Origin of the sequence: Flectobacillus major DSM 103 (assembly GCF_000427405.1) — a bacterium.
Lineage (GTDB): Bacteria > Bacteroidota > Bacteroidia > Cytophagales > Spirosomataceae > Flectobacillus > Flectobacillus major.
The window spans coordinates 2,359,751-2,383,899 of the sequence record NZ_KE386491.1 but is presented as its reverse complement, the minus strand read 5'-3'; the positions used below and the strand labels follow the sequence as shown (position 1 = coordinate 2,383,899).

Below are 24,149 nucleotides of genomic sequence, written 5' to 3'. Positions count from 1 at the left end.
AAAAAGAAAACAACGATAGGAGTAGAGTTTGATATTAGTAATTCTACCAACAAATTTAAAATAGACATACAGGATACTGAAAATAAGGATATTAAAATAGACGCCGTTTGGAAATATTTGGGAGGTAAAGTTCCAGAGCATCAAGCCACTTTCCCTATTACTGGAGCACAGTTGCATGAGATATTTTCGGGAACTTCACAAGAGAGATGCGACGAAGTGGCAAGTATTATTAATAAATATTCAGATAAATTTGAGATAAATACTCCTCTGAGAATGGCACATTTTTTAGGACAGATAGGCACAGAAACAGTTGGATTAAAAAAACTCCAAGAAAGTACTTGTTATTCCTCAAAAGACAGAATCAAAGAGGTTTTTGGAAAAATTAAATACTGTGATTTATTTGAGGGATATGAATCTGATTTAACGGAATGTGATTCCGATGAGACACCTAAATCATGTAATCCAGCCTTAAAAAAAATCACTTCTGATTTAGTAGTAAAGGATAAATATGTTTGTTCTAGTAATCTATTTGACTATACTTACTCATGTAGGATGGGCAACGGCCCTGCCTCAACCAAAGATGGTTCAACTTTTTTAGGAAAAGGGTTTATTCATTTAACAGGTAAAGGACAGTATCAAACTATTACCACTTTATGGAATAGTGATTCCGAAAATGCTAATAATAAGATGGAATTTGATGGTAGAGATATAGATTTACTCACAACTAACCTAGATGTAGCTATGAAAGCAAGTATGTATTTTTGGCAGAAAAAAAAGTTAAATGATTTTGCTGATAATGGAATTGAAAATATTGATATTGATAAACTTGGAGGCAAGGTAAACGGAGTTATTTATCCGAGTTTACCTAATGGATATGACTCTAGACGAAGTATTACAAAAGGAGCATTTAACATTTTAAAATAGTCTAATTTTTATGAAGAAACTTTTTTTATTACCATTATTTATACTTTTATCCCTTACAGCTAAAGGGCAAGTGGGAAATCCAAAAAAGATATTCGAATTAGGGATATGGAAAGGTACCGTTACGACAGATGTATCATCAAAATTAGAGTATTACAGTCTGATTAAATTTCCACGTGTATTTCTGATCACAATAAATAATAAAGAGATAGTAAGTTATGGCGAAAATATTCAAGGGTACTCAAATATAAAAGACGAGATATTGAAAGCTACAGATTTAAGAAGTTCTGGAAGATATCTGTGCTTTTGTAATAAAAAAGACTCTCTTTTATTATGTGATTTTCCAGATTTTTCGACGTCAGATACAAGTTTTTCTTTCTCTGGGACTGACATATTTGATTTTAACTTCAAAAAAAACCTTAATAGAGAAACTTATTCTCGGATTATAAAGGTGCTTTCTGGTGAACAGTATAATTATTTTAGAGAACTACTCTATTATACTTCATATATCAAAAATATTAAAGCTTATTTATACAGTAATAGGGTTATACCCACCAAAATGTACTTAATCAAAGGCGATGAAGTAGAGATATTAGAAGAGAAAGGAGAATGGCTCAAAATTCGTTATTATGGTAAAAAAACTATCGAAGGCTGGATAAAAAATAGTGATGTGGAGTAAAAGAATATAATTTCGTATTTGATATACAAGACACCCTAGCAGTTATATAGGAACTTTTGGGCAGGCCATTGAGGCTATGAAAACCGTAGATGCTGACTAAAAAAACATTTATACTTACGATAAAAAATAACCAAGGTTTTACTGGCTTGGAATTATGATAATTGAAACAATAATCTACCAAGCCAATAAATGTTATTCTATATGGTTTTAGAGAATATATAAACCAATGTATCCGATATTGAACGAAAAAGCTACTTATCTCATAGGTACGACTGACTAATCAGGCGAATTGTTTCGGCAATATTTTTGCACGGAATCGCATCGCCCAAAGCCGTGAACTCCCATCGACCATTTACTTTCTGAATTTTTGCCATCAGCATCGACACAAAGCCTTTGTAGGCGTCGTTGCTAGCCAAACTAAAAGTGGCAAAAGTTTGAGTAGGGTTATGATTCTTACCTTCTACGAGTTTTATTTTTACATAAGGAATCGTAGCAAAGTCTTGTTGTTTGTACGAATTGAGGTAAATAAATATGCTCTGTGCCATTGGATTTACCTTTTCTAAGTTGATACTAATCACCTCGTTATCTTTGTTGTCGGCCAACCCGTCGCCTATTCGGTCGTCGCCACTGTGTTTGATAGCCCCGTCTTTTGACCTTAAATTATTGAAAAAAACCGTTTCGATTTCTTTTTTCTGAGCATCGAATACCGACACCGTGCCGTCGAGATCTACGCCTTGGGTAGATTTGAGCAAGCCCCAAAACGAGCTTTCTTGAATACTTCCCCAGTCTAACCCAATGGTGATTTCTTTTAAGTCTATACCATTTTTGGCTAAGGATATTTGGGAGTTTTTACTAAGATTTATCATAGAAAAGGTGTTTAAACGTATTGGTCAACAAAACCCTGTAATTCGGCCAAAGAACCTTGCGAATCGGCATAGAAAAACCAGTCATTAACAGCTTTTTTGATTTTTGCAAAAATAACGGCATTGTCTTGGCTGTGCGAAACATCTAAGTCGTAATGAATAACTTCTTTTTGCGTAGCCACATCCACAATACGGATGTAGGCATCTTTGAGTAGCCCAAAATTATGGCCACGGTTTATGGCTTCGTGAATCGACACACAAATGCCTATTTCTTGAGCATTGGGGTGGATGGTTTCGAGGTTGACCAAAATGATTTCGTCGTCGTCATCTACCGAACCATTGCGGTTGTCGCCTGTATGTTGTACCGCTCCGTCGGGTGATTTGAGGTTATTATAAAAAACAAAGTATTCATCAGACAAGAGTTTTTCATTAGCTCCTAAAATAAATACCGAGGCATCTAAATCGACAGGAATACGGTTCTGTTCCCAGCCAAGCCCAATCATCACTTTATTGAGTTTGGTCATTGATTTTGAAAGGTTGATAGAACCTCCTTTTTTGAGATTGATAGACATAGTTTTGGAAGTTTAAATAGTTGAAAAATAAATAATGAGTAGTGCCATTGTAGGTTTAGTAATATTCTGGACAATGTGGTATTGCTCAACTTTTAGCTAGCATTATTAAAAAAATCGTTTAATAGTTTATCAACAGGCTGTTTTTGTGGTGTTTGGGTTTGATTCATCTCGTCAAACTTCGTTTGTAGGTCAGCCATTTTTTGGTTTTTCTCTTTCGCTTTTTGAGCTTTTAATTCTTGTTGTAGCCTTTCAAAATCCTCTTGAATATTGATTTCTTGTTGTATACCTCTCAAAGATTTATCAAGGTGATTCTCCATACTATTGATTTGCGTCAGAGCATTCCCTTCGGCTTCCCACTGTTTTATTTTATCTTCATAATGTGTCATATTGGCCAGTGCCGAATGGTTGAGTCCTCCTAACGAAGCCGCAATTTGTTGTTGAGCTTTGGCGGTTTCGGCCTTGGCCGCATAGATTCGTTGCTTGGTTTTGGTTTCGTCAAGTTTGAGTTTCAAATCCTCTACTTGTTCTTGCAGCTGTTTTACCATTTGAGCCGAATTTTGGGTCAAGAGGGTATATTCAGTATGTTTTTTATCAGCAAAGCTTTTTTGAGTAAGGGCTTTTTGAGCTAGTTCACTGTGTCCATTTTGCAAAGCCAATCTCGCTTTTTGATACCAAGAAATACATTCTAAATTAAACTGCTCGGTGTCGTCGGCTAGTCGTTGGTGATTGGCCATAGCTACCGACAAAGCTTTGGTTACTTTAGCAATAGCCTCTTCCAATTGGCCTACGGCTAGTTTCATCATTTTTACGGGGTCTTCTATTTCATCGAGGGCAGCATGAGCTTCAGCTTTTCCGATATTGAAGATTCTCTTTAAGAGGTTCGTCCACATAGAACAGATTTGTTTTGGTTGATTTGTGATGAAATTTAGGGGTTTTGAAATGAGCTTTCCTAGCAGATAAAGGACGATTGGATATTTGGAAGGATAAGAAGTGTCCAGAACTGATAAGTATGAATGCGGAAATATCAGGAAGGAGCAGGGTGTTTTGAGGTTATTAAGATTTTATAAAAAATTTTATTGCTATAGATGCTTTGATTGTAGTAGGGAAATAGATATTTTTAAGCCAATATGTGATAATAAATGACCCAATAGATAAGCTGTTTGGGTCAACTACTGCCCCAAAGGCATTGTTATAACATATACATACACACTTATGAAAAAGATAATTTTGATACAATGCCTTTTTGAGGGCTTGTGTTATTTTAGTACCGCCCTGCACTTAACTTCTCAAGTAGTATTTTTAGAATCCTATCAAGGTATGAATGGTAATCATGATAACCTATAATTTAGGGGGTATATGTCTTATAATCAATTATTCAATGGCCATACGGTAAACTACGTTTTTGTGTGTCAATATAAAACAATAGCTTATTGAAAAATAAAAGTTTGGATAACATCAAGAATAAAATAAGGCTATGTGCTGATAAAAACTTGATTTTATGCTAAATTTTGGATTAAGTTGACCAAATGAATATTTAAGTTTGATACAGATGACAAAATTAGAACAGGCTTTTCAGCTATTTGATGCTTATAACCAACAAGATTCACATACTTTTATTTGGCAAGGAGTATCTTTTCGGCAAGAATACTTTATGGCTCTTCGTTTGTATGAGTGGGTTTTAAAACTTAATCCAGAAGCCAACGACGAACTTTTGTTGGCATCAAGAAGCCAGCATATTGGGCGGTGGGAAATTCCCCGTAATACCTACCCAGCAGGAAAAGCGGGGTATTTGACTTGGCGTAAAGAATTAGGTAAGTTTCATGCAAAAACAGCGGGTAATTTGATGGCTCAGGTGGGTTATGATACTGCTCAGATAGCAAGAGTTGGACAAATTATTACCAAGCAAAAAATTAAACAGGATACCGATGTGCAAACCATAGAAAATGCTTTATGTTTGGTATTTCTTCAATTTCAATACGAAGATTTTCATACCAAACACGAACCCGAAAAGGTGATAGAAATTCTGAAAAAATCATTGCTGAAAATGGATGCCCACGGGCATAGTTTTGCTTTACAATTAGACTATTCAGCAAAGGGATTAGGGTATATTCAGGAAGCACTCAAGTTATTGTAAATGAGAGGCCTGTACATGCTAAACATAAAGATATTCCCAGTTTTGCTATGTTGATTGCTCATGAATACAACGCCAAATGAAGGGATAAACAGTGTTTTGAGGAGCTAATTAAAATATTGTGATGATATTTTAAAAGGTTATTTTACTGAAAGTTATCGAATATAAGTTTTTGTACTCGAGTAACTTTCTTTTATAATTTATATATCTCTTGTATTTTATCAAAGGCAGTGTGCATGTTTAAGCAATTCAGTTTTGGTATGATATACACAAAGACTATATTCCCTAAAGTCCTTACTTTATTAGTATTTTCTTTTTTATATCCTTTCTTTGTTTTTTCTCAACAAAAAAAAATAAATCAACTTCTTTCAGACTGGAAGAGGCTTTCGGCTAATGGAAAGCTTCAATCAGATACAGTAGCAATCAATATCCTGAATGCTCTAGGAGATGAATACTTACATACCGTGTCTGATAGTGCCTATATTTGTGCCAATAAAGCCCTGAGCTTGTCAGAGTCGCTAAAATATCCCAAAGGTATTTCAGAAGCCTGTGCAACGATTGCTAAGATGCACTACATGAAAGGCAACTACGACCTATCATTGACCCAAGCCTTACGTTCATTGAAGTTAAGTAGCCAAAATGGAAACATTAGTGGTGTGGCAACAGCTACCAATAGTATCGGGTTGATATACCTTGCTCAAGAAAAAGATACTTTGGCATTGAAGGAATTTTTGAAAGCTGCAAGTATCAATAAAGCCTTGAATATTCAGAATAAGTTAGCGGGAAATTACTTTAATGCAGGGTTATGTTTTTTAGAAATAAAGTCGGATAGTGCTATTTATTATCTGCATTTGGCAAAATCTATTAGTACCAAAATTCATGACGAGCATTTGTTGGCCATGACCAATAATAGGCTTGGTGATTTTTATTTACAAAAAGGCCAAACCCAAAAGGCTATCTCATTTTATGCTTCTGTACTACAAAATCGTGCCTATCAAAACGATTGGGAAAATAGTTTTGCCTATACGGGGCTTGCTAACTGTTATTACAAATTAGGGAAATATAAAGTGGCGGTATCATATAGCCAAAAGGGGTATTGGTTGGCCAAAAAAACCAATACCAAATGGGACATCGAACGGGCATTGAATGTACTCTATAAGTCTTATACTGCCCTTGGCGACTCAGGAAAAGCCTATATGTATCTTTTGATGGACAAGCAGTATAGCGATAGCTTGTTTAGTGAATCGAAAGAAAAAGAAATCAATGCTCTCAATCTCAAGCAAAAACAAGCTGAATATGAAGTACTGGTAAAAAAGAACCAAATCGTACAACAACAGCAAGCTACCAACCGAATGGTTATTATTATTATTGTATTGATAGCTTTGTTTTTGATGATTATTACGGTTATGACTTTTAGAGGGGCCGAAAGAATGAAAAAATTGTATCAGGATTTGCAAAAGAAATCAGATTATATTGTTGCTCAAAAGCAGTTGATAGAACAAAAAAATGATGAACTCAATAATTCAAATCAGACCAAAGACCGCCTGTTTTCTATTATAGCACACGACCTCCGAAGCCCTTTTGGTGCTATGATTGGTACATTACAGTTAATAAAGGCTGGAATGCTCAATGAAAAGGAAAAACAATTTATGTTTGACCGACTTTTTGAGCAGGTAACAGTGACTTCGGCTATGCTTGAACACCTTTTGACATGGGCTAATAGCCAAAGAGAAGGACTAAAAACTGAAATGATAAGCCTGTCGTTGACGCAGGTTATTGATGAAGTAATAGCAGTATCGGTGGCTGTTGCCAATGAAAAGAAAATCCAGCTTGTTCATCAGCACGATGAGAACCCCATGCTAATCCTAGCCGACCCCGACCAAATACGTATTATATTTCAGAACTTAGTAGCTAATGCTATCAAATTTACACAACCCGAAGGTACTATTGTAGTAAGTTACCTACTGGGTGAAAAAACAATTAGTGTTTCGGTGAAAGATACTGGCGTAGGGATGTCGGAAGCTAAATTAGAACAGATTTTTCAGGAGTCAGGCAAAAAAGTTTCTACTTATGGTACAAAAAACGAAAAAGGAATAGGACTAGGCTTGGTACTAGTAAAGAAGTTTGTAGAACTGAATAATGCTACCATTTCGGTTTCGAGCAAAGAGCAGGAAGGGACAGAGTTTGTAATCACTTTTAAGTACTAATTATGATTGAAAATTATCACCTAAAATATCTGTAAAACTTTGTACATCCCAGCATAGGACACCTCAATTACATAATAATGAAAAACTGATCGGGATGAATACGTATAAAAAGGTACGTTTATGTTGTATCTAGTTGATACACAGGTGTTTTATTGGGTAGGGCGTAAAATATTAGAGAGCTGTTGTAGGCCAAGACTTCCTTTTTCTTCAATAAAAGTCATATTTCTCTTTAATGATACGTTGGGCTTGTGAGGGTCAATAATATAAATAGGAACACGGCTACCGGCATAGTCGATGAGTCCTGCGGCAGGATATACCTGCATCGATGTACCCACAATGACAAGAATATCGGCTTCTTGGGTAATTTTTATGGCAAGGTCTATCATCGGAACACCTTCGCCAAACCATACAATATGTGGGCGTAATTGTGAGCCTTTTTCGCATTTATCGCCTAAATGTAGCGGCTTTGTGCCAATATCATATACCAAATTGGGGTTATAGGTACTTCTTACTTTGGTTAGTTCGCCATGAAGGTGTGTAATATTGCTAGAACCTGCACGCTCATGAAGGTTATCAACGTTTTGGGTAATAATATGAACATCAAAATACTCCTCCCACGTTTTTAGAATCAAATGTCCTCGATTGGGTTCTACTTTGGCTAGTTGGGCTCTGCGTTGGTTATAAAATTCTAATACCAATGCTGGATTTTTATGCCAACCTTCGGGTGTGGCTACTTCTTCTATAGCATGGTTTTCCCATAGCCCATTGGCATCTCGAAAGGTAGCTATACCGCTTTCGGCCGATATACCTGCTCCTGTTAACACAACGATTTTTTGTTTCTTTACCATAAGTGATAGAGGAAGTTAGTCAATTATGAGTTGAGAGTTTTTTATTTATGAATAGAAATATATTATAACTTAATGAAAAAGGCATAGAAATACAACGTGATTTTGTACTTCTATGCCTTTGGTAAGGTTTTGGGGAAACACTATTTTTTACGTCCTCGGGTTGGGGCTGGAGTTTCCTCACCTAGCTTAATACAATCTTCTAGGGTAAGGTCGGCAGCAACCATATCTTTGGGTATTTTCACGTTTCGTTTTCCAATTTGGATATAGGGGCCATATACGCCATTGACGACCTTAATGCTTTCATTTTCAGGGAATTCTTTGATATATTTATTAGCTTCTTGATTTCTTTTAGCAAGAATAATTTCAATAGCTCTTTCTAAAGTAATACTGGTCAAAGAATCTGTTTTGCCCAATGAGAAATACTTGCCATCGTGTTTTACGTAAGGGCCAAATCTACCTTTTCCTGTAGAAATAGGCTGTCCTTCAAATTCGCCCAAAGCACCGCCTGCATCGGCAGCTCTTTTGGCCAGAATCAACTCGATAGCCCTAGGTTCTTCAATGGTAAAAGGGTCGTCGGTTGCTTCTAGGCTTACAAATTTGTCGTCGTGTTTTACGTAAGGCCCTAGCTTGCCTGCTCCGATAATGATTGGTTTGTCTTCATAAAAACCAATTTCACGGGGTAAGCGAGGTTTTTCAAAAAGCTCTAATACTTCTTCAAAGGTAATAGACGAAAGGAGCTTGTCTTTGGGGAGGTTGACAAAAATAGGCTTTTCTTCGTCTTTGGTATCGCCTAATTGAGCATAAGGCCCAAATTTACCCAATTTCACCGAAACAGTTTTACCAGTGTTGGGGTCTATGCCAAGTTCACGGGTTGACGAAGCCGAACTTCTTTCTGCGTTTTTACTTTCTTCAATCGTTTTATGGAAATCTTTGTAGAAATTGTCAATCATTTTTGACCATTCTATATTTCCCTGAGCGATTTCGTCAAATTCATCTTCCATATCGGCGGTGAATTTGAAATCAACAACGCCTTTGAAATTACTTACCAAGAAATCGTTGACAACCATTCCTACCGACGTTGGGAATAGCTTACTTTTTTCGGCACCGTAGGTTTCTTTGCTGGTTTTTTCAGTAATTTTATCACTTTTCAAAACCAATTCTTTAAAATCTCGTTCTTTGCCTGGTCTATCTTCTTTTACAACATACTCACGTTTGATAATAGTAGAGATAGTAGGTGCATAAGTAGAAGGACGGCCAATGCCTTTTTCCTCAAGAGCTTTTACCAAACTGGCCTCGGTATAGCGAGGAGCTGGGCGGCTAAAACGCTGTGTAGCCTTGAGGGTGTCTAAGTTGAGGATTTGGTTGACATTGAGCGGAGGAAGCATTTTTGAGTTTTCTTCATCTTCTTCGTCATCTTTACTTTCCAAATATACCGCCAAGAAACCATCAAATTTGATTACTTCACCTTGTGCAATAAGCTCTTCGGGGGTACTCGAAATCGTGATACTTGCTGTTGTACGCTCTAGCTGAGCATCGGCCATCTGCGAGGCAATCGAACGCTTCCAGATAAGTTCGTACAAACGTTTTTCTTTGGGGTCGGCACCAGCAGATGTTACCGAAAAATCGGTAGGACGAATGGCTTCGTGAGCTTCCTGAGCCGATTCGTTTTTGGTTTTATATTGACGAGTCTGTACGTATTGATTGCCAAATTGGTCGATAATCGCAGCTTTTGCCTTTTCGATAGCCTCTTCCGAAAGATTGGTAGAGTCGGTTCTCATATAAGAAATTTTACCAGCTTCATAAAGCTTTTGAGCATAAAGCATGGTAGATGCTACTGAATAACCTAACTTTCGAGAAGCCTCTTGTTGGAGTGTCGAAGTAGTAAAAGGAGGAGAAGGAGATTTTTTGGCAGGTTTGGTTTCTAAAGATTTAATTTTGAAACTAGCTCCAATACATTTTTCCAAGAAACTACGAGCCGTGTCTTCAGTTTCAAAGTTTTTGGGAAGTTCGGCCTGTAAGACTTTATTGCCTTCCAATAAAAACTGAGCCACCACTTTAAAAGACGATTTGCTGTCGAAAGTTTCTATATCACGTTCACGTTCTACGATAATTCTAACAGCAACCGACTGCACACGCCCAGCAGAAAGTCCTTTTTTTACTTTCGACCACAGAACAGGCGAAAGCTCAAAACCAATAAGGCGGTCGAGTAATCGGCGAGCCTGTTGGGCGTTTACCAAGTCCATGTCGATAGTCCGAGGATTCTGAATGGCATTTTGGATAGCCTTTTTGGTAATTTCTCGGAAGACAATCCTTTTGGTATTATCGGCCAAGCCTAGGGCTTCTTTTAAGTGCCACGAGATAGATTCCCCTTCACGGTCATCATCGGTTGCTAACCAAACTTCCTCTGAAGACTTTGCTAGGGACTTTAACTCGTTGACTACCTTTACTTTGTCAGGAGATATTTCATAAGTAGGCTTGAACCCATTTTCAATATCAATAGCCATGCCTTTGTCGGGCAAATCACGGACGTGACCAAAAGAAGATTTTACGGTAAAATCTTTACCTAGATAGCCTTCAATGGTTTTTGCCTTGGCTGGCGATTCTACTATTACTAAGTTTTTCGACATATCTTTTTAAAACAACTTTACAGATACCTGTAATCAGGATTTTCTATCTATTGTGTAGATAGATGAATACTCTTTTGCCCCAAATATATAAACTTCAATTCAAAAATACCTTGTAAAATCCTTTATATGCCCGAAAAAACGATAGTTTTATCAGATAAGAACCTATTTAATCCATTAAAAAATGTTTTTGAAAGCCTCTTTGAAGTTCTTGCCAATCGGAATTTCTATGCCTTTTACATTCATTTCTTTTTCGTTGAATGAATAAATCCAATTGATATTAACAGCGTAGGTTTTGTGTACCCGAATCAGGTTTTGGCTTTTTACTTGTTCCAGAAACGAGCTTAGGCTAAGCCGCATTGTTATTTTTTGGGAAGTAGTATAAAGGTGGCAATAGGTACTGTCGGCTTCCAGATAAACGATTTCTTTGATAGGGATTTTTATAAAGGCATAGTTGTTTTTGATAAAAATGGCTTCGCCTAGCAAAAGAATTGTATCTCTTTTTAAATTTATTTTTTCTTTGGTTGCTTCAGATTCTTCTATGTGAATTGGCTTGGCAAAATTACGAAGAGCCAATTCAATGGCAATTCTCAACGATACGATGTCGTAAGGTTTGGTAATATAAGCCGAAGGAAAGGTTTCAAATGCCTGATACTGGGTGATTTTATCGGCCAAAGCCGTTAAGTAAATTAAGGGTGCTGGTTTGATAGATTGCAATTTTTTGGCTGTTTCGATACCATTGAGAGAGTCACGGAGCGAAATATCACAAAGAATCAAATCTACATGGTTGTGGGTGTACAGGCGTATCGCTTCGTCATAATTAGGAGCGATACCGACAATATCGTAGCCCTCGGCCTCTAAGGTTAATTGGAGGTCGTAGGCCAGAATCATCTCGTCTTCTATGATAAGGATATTAATTTTTTCCATGTATAAATTAAATTTCAGATAGGTTTAGGCCGCCCATTCTAGTGTTCGGTTAGGAATAATGAGCTTGAACTGAAAGCCTTCATGGCTAATAATGGTAATCTTGCCGTGTAGCTGTTGCGACAGCATCTTGATAAGTTGTTTACCAAAAGAGCCTCCCGACTGCTCCCAAAGGGCAATATCAAAGCCATGACCATTGTCTTGTACTTCGAGGGTAATGTGGTTTTTACCTTGTAGGGTTATACTAAGGTAAGGATTTGGAATATCTTTATAAGCATATTTAAACGAATTTGTAATGAGTTCATTCAAAATAAGCCCCAGCGGAATGGCCTGTTCTACGTCTAATTGTTCGTTTTCGACATGGATGTCTAACTGAAAATTTTCGTGGCTAAAGCCAAAAGAAAGCATGATATTTTCGGCTAATTGAGCTATGTACTCTCGGATATTGATAGAGGTAAGTGTATCGTTTTGATAAAGGCGTTGATGTATCAAAGCCATTGCCTCAACCCTTTGCTTGCCTTGTCGAACAGCCAGAATAGCCTCACGGTCTTTGAGCTGGTACGATTGTATATTCAAAAGGCTTGAAATAATAGCCAAATTGTTTTTGACCCGATGGTGCAATTCTTTCATCATCAGCGACAACTCGTTGCTTTGAGCCTCAATTTTTTGGTTTTTTGATTCAAGAACCTCATTAGATTCTTGAATCATTTGGTTCTTTTTGCGAAGCGAATAGCCCAAATACGCCAACAAGACAATTCCTACAATACTTATACCAATAATAATCCATTGGAGTTTGTTTTGGGTATCCAAAGCTCGTATTTGTTGTTCTTTCTTTTCGGTTTCGTATTTGACCAACAAATGGTTTATATCTTGGTCGCTTTCTACGTTGATAAGCGAATCGCTGAGTTGATGGTTTAGAATTTCGTATTTAAAAGCATTTTTGTAGTCGTTTGCCCCTTGATAAGCCTGTGAAAGCACCACATAGCTATTGAGAATACGGTGCGGTGCGTCAAGTTCTTGGCTTACAGCCAAGGCTCGGTGGGCGTATTCAATGGCAGCTTTATGGTTGTTGAGCTTAGTATAAATCTGAGAAATCGTCATACAGTTGTGTGTAATGCCTGTTTTCGATTCGTTTTCGGTATTCAAAGCCAATGCTTTTTGGCAAAAATCCAAAGCTTTTGGGTAATCTTTAAAATACTCGTTATACACTTGGCTAGTGTTGTTGTAGAGTTTTGCCCCCGAAACTTTCATCACCATTGGCGATAGCAATGCTAGGGACAAGGCTTTTTGTAAATTACGATATGCTTCAGGATAATTTTTGAGGTCACGATGAGTAATCGCAATGACATTATAGGAGTCGACAATATTGAGGGTATCGTTGATTTTTAAGGATATTTTGAGGGCTTTCAGAGCATACCCTAGCCCAAGATTGAGCATTCGGGTATTATTTTTTTTGGCCGACATTTCTTTATAAATCATTCCTACGTCTTTGTAGGCTACACCCATTCGTTTTTCATCTTGTTTTTTTTCCGATTCTTTAAACGACAGTAATGCAAAGTTTAGGGCCTCAGGGAAATTGCCTTCACGACGGTAATAATAAGAATACAACGAATACACCTTGGCCTGAGCTTCGTTGTCGTGTAGGGCCTTGGCTAGCGAGTCGGCTTTTTGGGCATAATCAAATAACACCTTGTGGTTGCTAGTGTTATAAGAATCGGCCAGTTTGATTAGTGCAGTCAATTGGGGTTTTGAGTGCGGCTTTGTGGCTTGTAGCTCATGTAGTAACAGCTTCTGTTTGTCTGTTTGCCCCCAAGCAAATACGTATGTAACGCATAAAATCAGTAAGGTAAAAAGGCGGTTTTTTTTCATCGAATTACTATAGAAATAGATTAATAAGGCATGTTGTTAGAGCAAAGATAAGGAATAGCTTGTTTAGAATTCAATATAAAAAGAGCATAGATTAAGAGTTAAGCCTTTGATAAAGTGCAAAACAACCTACAAATCGATTATAACAAGGGCTATATTGAGAGTAAGTAGTATCTGTTAGCTTCCCCAAATAGGTTTTTAGCCCTAAAAATCAGTACTAAAATTAAAACAACTATAAGGGTGAATAACCAGAAAAAAATTAGCAATTTTTTAATATTTTTTAGTCTATATTTAATTTAGCACATAACATTACCTAAAAACGGATTTTGTGTATTAGTTTTGAGGATGAAAAAAGTATTGAGCCTTGGAGAAGTGAAAATAGAAAGGAGAATATTCTAAAAAAACGACTTTTTTTTGGTTTTGGCTTTCAAAAGTGCTTATACTTATGTCTAAATACTAAATACTCAATAAAAATGGCTTTTGACATAGAAATGATTAAGGCGGTTTACGATAGAATGCCTGCACGCGTAGAGGCGGCACGTAAACTCGTAGGAAGACCGTTAACGTTAACTGAAAAAATCCTTTATTCTCACTTGTGGGAAGGTACACCAACTCAGACTTTTGAAAGAGGTAAGTCGTATGTTGACTTTGCTCCAGACCGTGTTGCTATGCAAGATGCTACCGCACAAATGGCGTTGTTGCAATTTATGCAGGCTGGCCGTCCAAAAGTGGCAGTTCCTTCTACAGTACACTGCGACCACTTGATCGAAGCGAAAGTTTCATCAAACACTGACTTAGCTGTAGCTGTTGATAAAAATAAAGAAGTTTATGATTTCCTTTCATCAGTTTCCGACAAATACGGTATTGGTTTCTGGAAAGCAGGTGCTGGTATTATTCACCAAGTAGTTATCGAAAACTACGCATTTCCAGGTGGTATGATGATTGGTACTGATTCGCATACTGTAAACGCTGGTGGTTTGGGTATGATTGCAATTGGTGTTGGTGGTGCTGATGCTTGCGACGTAATGGCAGGTTTGGCATGGGAGTTGAAGTTTCCTAAATTAATCGGTGTAAAATTAACTGGTAAATTGAACGGATGGACTTCTGCTAAAGACGTTATCTTGAAAGTAGCTGGTATTCTTACTGTAAAAGGTGGTACTGGTTGTATTGTTGAATATTTTGGTGAAGGTGTTACTTCAATGTCGGCAACTGGTAAAGGTACTATTGCCAACATGGGTGCTGAAATTGGTGCTACAACTTCTACATTTGGTTATGACGATTCAATGGCTCGTTATTTGCAAGCAACTGGTCGTGCAGATGTAGCTGCTTTGGCAGACGGTATCAAAGAACACTTGACTGCCGACCCAGAGGTATATGCTGACCCAGCTACATATTTCGACCAATTAATCGAAATTGACTTAGATACTTTAGAGCCACACTTGAACGGTCCTTTCACACCAGATTTGGCTACGCCTATCTCTAAAATGAAAGAATTGGCTGAGAAAAACGGCTGGCCTACCAAAGTAGAAGTAGGTTTGATTGGTTCTTGTACCAACTCTTCTTATGAAGATATTTCTCGTGCTGCTTCTTTGGCTAAGCAAGTTGCTGCTAAAGGCTTGAAAACTAAAGCCGAGTTTACAATTACACCAGGTTCTGAACAAGTACGCTATACAATCGAACGTGATGGTTTTATTGATACTTTCAACGAAATTGGTGCAAAAGTATTCTCAAACGCTTGTGGCCCTTGTATTGGTCAGTGGGCTCGCCCAGGTGCCGAGAAAGGTGAGAAAAACACAATCGTTCACTCATTCAACCGTAACTTTGCAAAGCGTGCCGATGGTAACCCAAATACTTACGCATTTGTAGCTTCTCCTGAATTGGTTACAGCATTGGCTATTGCTGGTGACTTGACATTCAACCCACTTACTGATACTTTGACAAACGAAGCAGGTGAGCAAGTGAAATTGGATGCTCCAGTAGGTGACGAATTACCAACAAAAGGTTTTGCCGTAGAAGATGCAGGCTACCAAGCTCCAGCAGAGGACGGTTCGACTGTAGAAGTAAAAGTATCACCAACCTCAGACCGTTTGCAGTTGTTAGAGCCATTCGCAGCTTGGGAAGGTTCTGATATCAAAGGTTTGAAATTATTGATTAAAGCAAAAGGAAAGTGTACAACCGACCATATTTCTATGGCTGGCCCTTGGTTGAAATACCGTGGCCACTTAGACAACATCTCAAACAATATGTTGATTGGTGCTGTAAACTTTGCTAACGACAAAACAGATAACGTTAAAAACCAATTGACTGGCGAATATGGTCCAGTACCAGCTACTCAACGTGCTTACAAAGCTGCTGGTATTGGGTCGATTGTAGTAGGTGACCAAAACTACGGTGAAGGTTCTTCTCGTGAACACGCTGCTATGGAACCTCGTCACTTGGGTGTTCGTGCTGTATTAGTGAAGTCATTTGCTCGTATCCACGAAACCAACTTGAAAAAACAAGGTATGTTGGCATTGACATTTGCTAATGACGCAGACTATGACAAAATCCTTGAAGATGACATTATCGACATCAACGGTTTGACAGAATTTGCACCAGGCAAGCCTTTGGAAGTTGTATTGAATCATGCCGATGGTAGCTCTGAAACTATCTTGGCTAATCACTCTTACAACGACCAACAAATTGAATGGTTTAAAGCAGGTGGTGCATTGAATATTATCCGTGCTAGCGTGAAGTAATTGGCGTAATAGTATAGATTTGAAAGCCCTTATCGACGAAAGTTGATAGGGGCTTTTTGTTTAAATAAATAGGTTTTACCTATAATCGCCTTTGCTATACCCACGCCAATTCATTTGTTTTTGTATCTTTTTTAGATTAGCTCGGTAGGTATCGCTATCAACATAACCAGTATGTCGTGGTGAAGCTACGAAGCGAATACCGCCAGATAGGTCGAGTGACTCGTTGGTGACTTTGTTTCTGAATATTTGGGCTTTTTCTGGATTATATTGCTTGGTTTTTAGGTAATTAACTAGCAATACTGCCATTTCTGTAAAAATTTCGTAGGCGGCTGAGTTAGTTTCAATAAAGCCCATAACATAGATATTGTCATGTTTGGGATTAAAAAGGCTCATATATAACTGAGGGCGATTGTCTTTCCAGTCAAAATAAGGCTCTGAATATGGTATGGCATAGTTATATCCTGTTGCCAGAATTATCTCGTCAACTTCTATTGAGCTTCCATCTTTGAAATACACTTTTTGTTCGTCAAGGTAGTCAATGTCGGGTTTGATGCTTAGATTACCGTGTGAAGTATGGTGCATCACTTGCGAGTTCATTAGTGGATGTGATTCAAAAAGCTCGTGGTCGGGCTGGGGTAAACCAAACTTTGTTTGGTTGCCAACTACTATTTTCAACAAATGCTTCAAAATCCATTGATTTAGTTTGGTAGGAAGTTTGGGGCCTCCATGCGAAAAAACATCGGAAGGAGTACCAAAAACGTGTTTTGGAATAAAGTAATAACCTCTTCGTAAACTCAGATAAGCTTTTTGGGCAAAGCTGGCAGCTTCGCAAGCAATATCAACACCAGAGTTGCCCCCACCGACTACCAACACCCGTTTATCAAGCAATTCTGTGGATTTTTTGAAGGTTGAAGAATGGCGAATAATTCCTGAAAAATGGCCTCGATATTGTGCTATATTAGGTTGCCAAAGTGTGCCATTGGCACAAATTACTTCTTCATGAAAATAAGCCTGGCCTGTATGGCTATATAATTTCCATCCCTTGTCATGCTTTTCTACTTTTAAAATGCTCGTATTAAAGGAAATATATTGCTCAAGAGCATAATGTTGAGCAAAGTCACGAATATAGGCAAGCAGTTGGGTTCTATTAGGATAATCAGGATAGTGGTTGGGCATCGGAAAATCAGGAAACCCTGATAAGGTTTTGGAAGAAATAAAATGAGCTGATTCGTACATTGGCGAACCTTCATTTTCAATGTCCCATAATCCGCCAGTTTTGTAATGCTTTTCATAAATGATAAACGATAACTGAGCTTTTTGTAAAGCTCGTGCCATTGATAACCCAGCAGGGCCTGCACCAATAATAGCAATAGTTGGATTGTTCATAGTTATGATTTTAGGTGAATGGGTAAATCAAACCCCTCATCAGGTTAGCGTATATTTTACTAAGTTGAAACAGATTCTACCTTAAATTATATAAAAAAACAACTTCATCGTATAAATCTATAGAAGAAAGGTAGCTCAGTTGGGAAGTCATAATAAAATTATTATCTTGTTGCAGGCCAAGCAACTGTAAATAGCCAAAACAATCTTTTAGCCTGAAAAAACTATCGATAAACCAATATAATATGGAAAATGCTTTGTTAGAAAATGATATTAAAGGTACAATTGGAATACAAAAATATCAATGTACTATAGAGTGGAGAAATGGGCAAATGATTATGGATGAGCCTGTTAGCTCGGGAGGGCAGGATTCTGGCCCCGACCCTTATACAACCCTGTTAGCCTCTTTGGCTGGATGCACCCTTGCTACGTTAAGGATGTATATCGACCGCAAAGGTTGGAATATCCCCGAAATTTCGGTAACGCTAAATTTATCACAAAATCAAGACAATGGCCTAACTACCACTATCAAGCGAGATATTTTCTTTGGCGAGGGTATTGAACACCAAGTACAGGAGCGCTTGTTGGTAATTGCCACTAAATGTCCAGTTTCTAAAATTTTGGAAAATAAAATAATTATTCAAACAACGGCATAAATAAATGTCTGAGTTTAGTTATTAACCTCAACAATCCACACACATAATTTAGCACTTTTTAAATACTGTATTTATGGAACATACAATTGTTAAGAAATATACCAATGGCGAAGTTACCATTATCTGGAAGCCAGATATATGTATTCATTCACGTATTTGTTGGAGTGCCGCTACGGGCTTGACAGAAGTATTTAATCCACGAGAAAGACCGTGGATTAAACCCGAAAATGCCACAACAGAACAAATCGTTGAGCAAATCAAAAAATGTCCAAGTGGTGCATTAAGTTATATCATGAACCAAGATTTGGGATAGGAGAGGTATGGCTATTTGGCACCGTTCGATAAAAATTTGATAATTGATAGATGTTGTTTTAAAAAAATATCTAATATTGATAATATCTCACTACACATAACATCATAACAAATGAGTGATAAATTTTATAACCCTAAAGGTCGATACTTGAATTCCTTGGCAAGTAGGTTAAAGGATTATAATAATCAAGCATTGAAAGCCCCCGACACATTAGTAGAAGAAACACATGGTACTTATGCTGCTTTACTTTTTGACCAGAGATGGATACAAAGACGTAAAGAAATCTTGGAAAGAGATGAATATAAGTGTGTTATTTGTCTAAATGAAGAGAAATTACAGGTGCATCATCGACAGTACCATATGATTAAGATTTCGGGTAAATTTAAGCCTCCCTGGGATTATGAAGACTATTTATTAATTACTCTATGTGAATCATGCCATAAAAGAGGACACAGTAAATATAAAGTACCTGTAATTCAAATTTAAAAAAGATGGGAATATTCGACTTTTTGAAAAAAAAAACTGAAAAGATAGAAGAGCAAACTGAATTTGAAAGACAGGACTTTGAGGCATACAAATTAGAGTCTTTAGAACCATTAACTCATGAAGCTCCGCCTCAGGAAATTATCCAGAAAACGTTACCTGAAATTCCAGAAAATATATTTATAGAAAAACATACCCCTAATACTAGCGAAATGAATACTCCCGCCAATGTAAATACATCAAATGATATAAACTTATTATATGATTATCTACAACAGAACTTAGAAAAGCAAGGATATGAGGATGCCCTTATTAATCCAGATATGCAGAATATGAATGAGAATATTGAGGGTATAAAAATTAATCTCTTTATTGTCATATCAAAAGTAAAGACATATTATAATAACCATATAAATACTATTAATTTTCATATAGAAAGCCGTGAAAGAAATGGAATGGTTGATACAGTAGGGGAGCTGAAGTCTCTAAAGGAGTCAGCACAAAAAGAACTAGATACAGTTCAAGAGATTGAGAACGATGCTCATGAAAATAGTGGGTTGAGTCAGAGCCTATTTATGAGCTATAAAAAAGGTTTTAGAAATGGCCTTTCAGTAATATCATTTGATACGATTTTAAAACGCAAGCCATAACTATGAACATAAAATTTGACAATTGGTGGTTGAAGTTTGGTTGCTTTTTAACGGGTTATAATTATAACATCCTATCGGGGTGTAGCGAAGTGGCAGCTAAATCTGTGAAGCGTTATACCTCTGCGTTATTAATAATAACATTGTTGTGGTTTTTTATTGGATTTACCTTTTCTGAAAGATATTTAAAAACGGGTTTCTTCGGTTCTATAGTTAGTGCAATTATCGCATCGATAATTATTATTCAGGTTGAACGACAGATAATTCTATCGATACAGAAAAATCCATTCTTATACTGGTTTAGAGGAGGAATTGCATTAATGATGGCCTTATTAGGTTCTGTTATTATTGACCAGATTATTTTTAAGGAGGATGTAGAACAAAAAAAAAATTCTACTACTTGATAGTAAAGTTCAAAAGGTCTATCCTTCAAAGGCAAATGAGCTTGAAAAGCAATTGAGAGAGTTAGTAACTACATTAACCACAAAGGAAACGGAGCGTTCAGCTTTAAGTGAAGATATAGCACGAAATCCCACAATTCGTGTGAGTACGGAAACTAATCAGGAAACTCCTGTAACTGCATCTATTCGAGATACTGCTACTGGGAATACTTATAATCGTACAAGGGTTGTTCGTACACGAAATGTTAGTACAAACTCGATAATGAATCCTAAAATGGAAATGTTGAAGTCACTAGATATTCAATTAAGCTATTTGAGAAAACAAAAGGCAATGAAAGATAGTTTACTTCTTACATTGAGGCCAAGGGTTGAACAGGAAATTAATTCAAAGGTGGGGTTTCTTGATGAGTTGGAAGTTATGAAAACTATCCTTTTCCAATCAAATGTTGCTTTAACGATATGGTTGATTTGGCTATTTTTTTTACTATGTATTGAATTATTTATTTTAGTTAGTAAACTCAAGGATGAGCAAAATGACTACGATATTTTAGTATTGCATCAAATGAATTCACATAAGAAAAAGATAGAACTCCTTAATAGAAAAAATGAAGGATTAACAAATTTTATCAAATAGCAAAATAGGTGTTGAGTATAGCTATTTGGCCAATACTATACATTCAACCCTTCGATTTTTGGATTTATTTTCTTCGGTATCATTGGGCGATACAGGTTTGGTTTGTCCGTAGCCTACATACGATAGCCGTTGACTGTCTATTCCTTTGCCAATCAGGTAATTATGGATAACCTTTGCTCGGTTTTCCGATAGTAGCTTATTGAGTTTGGCATTACCTACGTTGTCGGTATGTCCTGCAATTTCTATTTTGAGGGTAGGGTTTTCTTTCAGAGCCTTATATAAGTCTTCGAGTTGCTGGTACGATTCCGAGCGAAGAATAAAGCTACTTTGGTCAAAATAAATACGGTCAAGTTTAATAACATCGTTTACCTTTAGATTATCAAACAAAGGTGTTTTTTTTTCCATCGTAATAGTATGTTGATACACAGGGCAGGTGTCGCAGGTAGCTACTAATATTTCGGTATAAGAATAATATCCATCCGATTTACTTTTTACTTCTACAGTATCTGATTCATACAACAAAAACATAAAAGGGGTAAGCCAAGGCTCGTTATGAGCTTTGTATTCTTTTTTGGCTTTATAAAGTCTAATCTCTAAATCGACAGGGAGTAATTCTTGCGATTTTTCGTCTACAGCACGTACATAAAATTGGGTAATAACCTTACGAGTAGTGGCGGGCTGTTGTCCAAAACTTTGGCAAAGTGATAGTGCTAAACACAGTAATAAGTAGATATGTTTTGTCATATTATTAAGCTTATGAGTAATAGCTTTTGTTTAGTAAAGATGCTGGATTAATAATCTTGTTTAACCCTAAGTTGATAATAAAAGCATTGTTTTCAAAGAGGGGTAAACAGATTTTGAGCTATTTTACAAAAGTAGTTACGAGATACGCTAATAGACAAGTATTATTACACCATATCCGATGTATTGTTATATGCGAGTAAAAGGCTATTCAGAATCCTAAAAGCAAAGGTTTTGAATAGCCTAAATTTATAAATCGCCAAAATACTTAAAATATTTCTCTGGATTATCCCCTGCTTCAATAGCAGATCGAAAAGGCTTGATGAGGTGAAGGTGTTGGCGGTGAATATGCCAAATATACCTCAAAATAATTTCCCCAGATTCTCGTCTATCACCGATTTGGTAGCTTGCACGAGCCCATTCTATATATACCTCTTTGGTATAATATGTTACAAAAGGATTGCGAGGTGTTTCCTTCGATTCTCGCCTTTTCATTTGTCGCAAAAATCCAGCAAGGTTGTTATTTTGTTCATAAACCGATTTTACCAACTTTATATGTTTGATAATTCCCTTATTGCTGAGTTCTCGAATTGTGCCATAAGCATTGGTGGTATCGCCAATATTCATAAAAACAATAGCCTTATAAACGAGAGGCTCTTCATTGGCAGGATTTGTTTCAAATAGGTACTGAAAGGTATCGGTCGCATTCTTTACATCATTTTTTTTGGCGTACGCAAGTCCAAGTTGCATCAAATTGATATGCCTTTTAGGTGCAAGTTTTTTTACCTTTTCAAGGTAAACAATAGCCTTGTCTAAGTCATTAAAATCAGAAGCCAATGAACCTCTGATAGAAAGTGTTTTTGCCTGTTCGGTATTGGTTTCAAGTTCTTTGTCGAGTACTGCACTGGTGGCATTGTAATAAGCATATTTTAGCTCATTGTTGACTTGGCTTGTTAATACCTTCGGGGCAAGAAAAGAAGCTTGTTCGGCCATTTCGGCACTACCTGTAGGCGAGCTTTGTCGATAAAATTTGCCGATATTATCTATTAAACTCATGAGGTCGGTTTCTTTTACTAGATTGATAATATTCTTATTGGTTTTTAAAGGCTTCAAAATCAGTGACGAAAAGGTGAAAATTGAAAACCCTACGGCAAGTAAAATAGCAATAAAGCGGACTTTAGGAGGATATAGAATACTATAAAGGAAACCAGGCTCTTTGTTGAGAAAAGAAGCGTAAGCCAATATTAAAAACATTAATAGCAATGCTGTAATACTATTAAAAGCAAAAAAACAAGAAAATAAAAATGCACACTGCATAGCCAAGTATATGCCTTTTTGATTATGCGAGCATTGTTTTGATTGTACTACAAGTAAAATACTTGTGACAAAAAGAGCAAGAAATGCCATAAACCCAACGATTCCGCCTGCAACAAGCCAATCTAAAAACAAATTATGGCTATGATCATACCATGGGGCATCTTCGTAATTGACAGGAATATAGTATTTGGCAAAAACCGCTATGTAGTTCTCTTGTCCCCATCCCAACAAAGGCTTTTCTTTAAAGCCATTCAGGGCAATTTGCCAGTTGACCAACCTTGATGTAATACTATTGAGGCGGTCCTGCGAAACCATACTCGTAATCGTTTTGGGCAAAACAAGGGTATGTGTGCTATGTAATGTATACAAAAATGGTATAGCACAAAGCACTAATACCATAATAGCTACTACACATTTTCGGATAAATGAGGGCGTTTTTTGGCTAAATAATTGCCAAATCAAAAAAAAGATAATACCAATACCTAGCGAAATAATAGTAGCCCTTGTGCGAGTTAATATAATAGTATAGGTACAGATGCCATTGAAAATGAGCCACAAGAATACCCAAGTAATCTTTTGAGAAATACGTGCCTGTGGTTTATCGAAAAGATACAAAAGAATAAAACTGGCGAAGAATATATGAAATAGCAGATAAACTGATAAAAAAATAGGATTACCAAGTGTAGAAGACATACGCCCGACTTGCTCGATAGAAGTGTTGTCATAAACAAAACCCAATACTATTACCACTAGGGCAACACAACACGCAACACTCATAAGTTGTATCCAGCGAATGGTAGTGGTAATATAATGCCGAATAAAAAAATAATAGATAGCAAGCAGAAGGTAAGTCCAAAAACCCTCCATTCTTTCAAAATTAGACCAAATACTCTTACGAAAATTAACACCCCCCCAATCAATTAGTAGTAATACAACTAAGAAAAACACAATAGATACATCAAGTAGATTGACAGAGAGCCTTCTGTGACTTTCGGTTATCCAAGAACACGCCCCAACAAATAGAATTGTACCTATAATAATTCTGGAATAGAGAGTTTTTTCTACAATAAAGGAAAAGAAAAGTTGGTTGAATGAAACCAAAGGAGTTAATAATGATAGAATAATAAGGAAAAAAACAAGTCGTTTAGATAAAGGTTCATTCATAAGTCTATGGTTTTAAGGTATTTGAAGGTATTTTTTA

The 24,149-nt window shown here is 36.8% G+C and carries 21 protein-coding genes; 11 read left to right on the top strand and 10 right to left on the bottom strand.

The annotated features are described in order from the left end of the window. The first annotated feature begins 117 nt into the window (after positions 1 to 117). Positions 118 to 924, top strand: a complete 807-nt coding sequence (locus FLEMA_RS0114800) for a hypothetical protein (protein ID WP_026995671.1) — start codon at positions 118 to 120, stop codon at positions 922 to 924. A 10-nt stretch (positions 925 to 934) separates the two neighbouring features. Further along, complete coding sequence (locus tag FLEMA_RS68605; RefSeq protein WP_044171404.1) at positions 935 to 1,600, top strand: SH3 domain-containing protein; 666 nt, start codon at positions 935 to 937, stop codon at positions 1,598 to 1,600. 260 nt (positions 1,601 to 1,860) lie between these two features. Here FLEMA_RS68605 and FLEMA_RS68600 read toward each other — a convergent pair whose 3' ends face one another. The 3 genes from FLEMA_RS68600 to FLEMA_RS68595 all read right to left on the bottom strand — a co-directional run bounded on the left by FLEMA_RS68600 (position 1,861) and on the right by FLEMA_RS68595 (position 3,925). After that, a complete protein-coding gene (locus FLEMA_RS68600; protein WP_044171401.1) occupies positions 1,861 to 2,466 on the bottom strand; it encodes a TerD family protein in 606 nt (201 codons plus the stop codon). Positions 2,467 to 2,477: 11 nt separating this feature from the next. After that, complete coding sequence (locus FLEMA_RS0114760) at positions 2,478 to 3,035, bottom strand: TerD family protein (protein WP_026997727.1); 558 nt, start codon at positions 3,033 to 3,035, stop codon at positions 2,478 to 2,480. Between the two features lie 92 nt (positions 3,036 to 3,127). Then, positions 3,128 to 3,925 (bottom strand): PspA/IM30 family protein, encoded by a 798-nt coding sequence (locus FLEMA_RS68595; protein ID WP_044171398.1) that lies wholly within the window; start codon positions 3,923 to 3,925, stop codon positions 3,128 to 3,130. A gap of 659 nt (positions 3,926 to 4,584) precedes the next feature. Here FLEMA_RS68595 and FLEMA_RS0114690 point away from each other — a divergent pair. Both FLEMA_RS0114690 and FLEMA_RS68590 read left to right on the top strand, forming a co-directional pair. Beyond that, positions 4,585 to 5,169, top strand: a complete 585-nt coding sequence (locus FLEMA_RS0114690) for a DUF4202 domain-containing protein (protein WP_026995665.1) — start codon at positions 4,585 to 4,587, stop codon at positions 5,167 to 5,169. Between the two features lie 233 nt (positions 5,170 to 5,402). Next, positions 5,403 to 7,373 carry a tetratricopeptide repeat-containing sensor histidine kinase gene (locus FLEMA_RS68590; RefSeq protein WP_044171395.1) on the top strand — a complete coding sequence of 657 codons (1,971 nt, stop codon included), beginning with the start codon at positions 5,403 to 5,405 and terminating at the stop codon, positions 7,371 to 7,373. 149 nt (positions 7,374 to 7,522) lie between these two features. On the opposite strand, the gene FLEMA_RS0114645 is transcribed toward FLEMA_RS68590, so the two are convergent. The 4 genes from FLEMA_RS0114645 to FLEMA_RS68575 all read right to left on the bottom strand — a co-directional run bounded on the left by FLEMA_RS0114645 (position 7,523) and on the right by FLEMA_RS68575 (position 13,638). Beyond that, entirely contained in the window at positions 7,523 to 8,221 is a 699-nt protein-coding gene (locus FLEMA_RS0114645; RefSeq protein ID WP_026997726.1) for an SIR2 family NAD-dependent protein deacylase, read from the bottom strand. 140 nt (positions 8,222 to 8,361) lie between these two features. Next, complete coding sequence (gene topA / locus FLEMA_RS68585) at positions 8,362 to 10,848, bottom strand: type I DNA topoisomerase (protein WP_044171393.1); 2,487 nt, start codon at positions 10,846 to 10,848, stop codon at positions 8,362 to 8,364. Between the two features lie 174 nt (positions 10,849 to 11,022). Continuing rightward, positions 11,023 to 11,772: a LytR/AlgR family response regulator transcription factor gene (locus tag FLEMA_RS68580; RefSeq protein WP_044171390.1), complete on the bottom strand. Its 750-nt coding sequence runs from the start codon at positions 11,770 to 11,772 to the stop codon at positions 11,023 to 11,025. A 24-nt stretch (positions 11,773 to 11,796) separates the two neighbouring features. Further along, on the bottom strand, positions 11,797 to 13,638 hold the full coding sequence (locus tag FLEMA_RS68575; RefSeq protein ID WP_044171387.1) for a tetratricopeptide repeat-containing sensor histidine kinase: 1,842 nt from the start codon (positions 13,636 to 13,638) through the stop codon (positions 11,797 to 11,799). 470 nt (positions 13,639 to 14,108) lie between these two features. On the opposite strand from FLEMA_RS68575, the gene FLEMA_RS0114485 reads away from it, so the two are divergent. Continuing rightward, positions 14,109 to 16,373, top strand: a complete 2,265-nt coding sequence (locus FLEMA_RS0114485; protein ID WP_026997725.1) for an aconitate hydratase — start codon at positions 14,109 to 14,111, stop codon at positions 16,371 to 16,373. A 75-nt stretch (positions 16,374 to 16,448) separates the two neighbouring features. On the opposite strand, the gene FLEMA_RS68570 is transcribed toward FLEMA_RS0114485, so the two are convergent. Beyond that, complete coding sequence (locus tag FLEMA_RS68570; RefSeq protein WP_044171384.1) at positions 16,449 to 17,759, bottom strand: flavin-containing monooxygenase; 1,311 nt, start codon at positions 17,757 to 17,759, stop codon at positions 16,449 to 16,451. Positions 17,760 to 18,001: 242 nt separating this feature from the next. Here FLEMA_RS68570 and FLEMA_RS0114450 point away from each other — a divergent pair, with 242 nt between their 5' ends. The 6 genes from FLEMA_RS0114450 to FLEMA_RS77275 all read left to right on the top strand — a co-directional run bounded on the left by FLEMA_RS0114450 (position 18,002) and on the right by FLEMA_RS77275 (position 20,890). Further along, positions 18,002 to 18,412 carry an OsmC family protein gene (locus FLEMA_RS0114450; RefSeq protein ID WP_026995654.1) on the top strand — a complete coding sequence of 137 codons (411 nt, stop codon included), beginning with the start codon at positions 18,002 to 18,004 and terminating at the stop codon, positions 18,410 to 18,412. Positions 18,413 to 18,485: 73 nt separating this feature from the next. Continuing rightward, positions 18,486 to 18,725 carry a (4Fe-4S)-binding protein gene (locus FLEMA_RS0114440; protein ID WP_026995653.1) on the top strand — a complete coding sequence of 80 codons (240 nt, stop codon included), beginning with the start codon at positions 18,486 to 18,488 and terminating at the stop codon, positions 18,723 to 18,725. A gap of 111 nt (positions 18,726 to 18,836) precedes the next feature. After that, a complete protein-coding gene (locus tag FLEMA_RS68565) occupies positions 18,837 to 19,211 on the top strand; it encodes an HNH endonuclease (protein ID WP_026995652.1) in 375 nt (124 codons plus the stop codon). A gap of 5 nt (positions 19,212 to 19,216) precedes the next feature. After that, positions 19,217 to 19,858, top strand: coding sequence for a hypothetical protein (locus FLEMA_RS68560; RefSeq protein ID WP_052354073.1), 642 nt, complete (start codon positions 19,217 to 19,219; stop codon positions 19,856 to 19,858). A 2-nt stretch (positions 19,859 to 19,860) separates the two neighbouring features. Further along, positions 19,861 to 20,259, top strand: coding sequence for a DUF4407 domain-containing protein (locus FLEMA_RS77280; protein WP_044171383.1), 399 nt, complete (start codon positions 19,861 to 19,863; stop codon positions 20,257 to 20,259). After that, entirely contained in the window at positions 20,246 to 20,890 is a 645-nt protein-coding gene (locus FLEMA_RS77275; RefSeq protein WP_081681307.1) for a DUF4407 domain-containing protein, read from the top strand. The genes FLEMA_RS77280 and FLEMA_RS77275 overlap by 14 nt, the downstream gene beginning before the upstream one ends. A 21-nt stretch (positions 20,891 to 20,911) precedes the next feature. Here FLEMA_RS77275 and FLEMA_RS68545 read toward each other — a convergent pair whose 3' ends face one another. Both FLEMA_RS68545 and FLEMA_RS68540 read right to left on the bottom strand, forming a co-directional pair. Further along, a complete protein-coding gene (locus tag FLEMA_RS68545) occupies positions 20,912 to 21,634 on the bottom strand; it encodes an OmpA family protein (RefSeq protein WP_044171378.1) in 723 nt (240 codons plus the stop codon). Between the two features lie 246 nt (positions 21,635 to 21,880). Next, positions 21,881 to 24,112: an O-antigen ligase family protein gene (locus FLEMA_RS68540; protein ID WP_081681306.1), complete on the bottom strand. Its 2,232-nt coding sequence runs from the start codon at positions 24,110 to 24,112 to the stop codon at positions 21,881 to 21,883. Between the last annotated feature and the right edge of the window lie 37 nt (positions 24,113 to 24,149).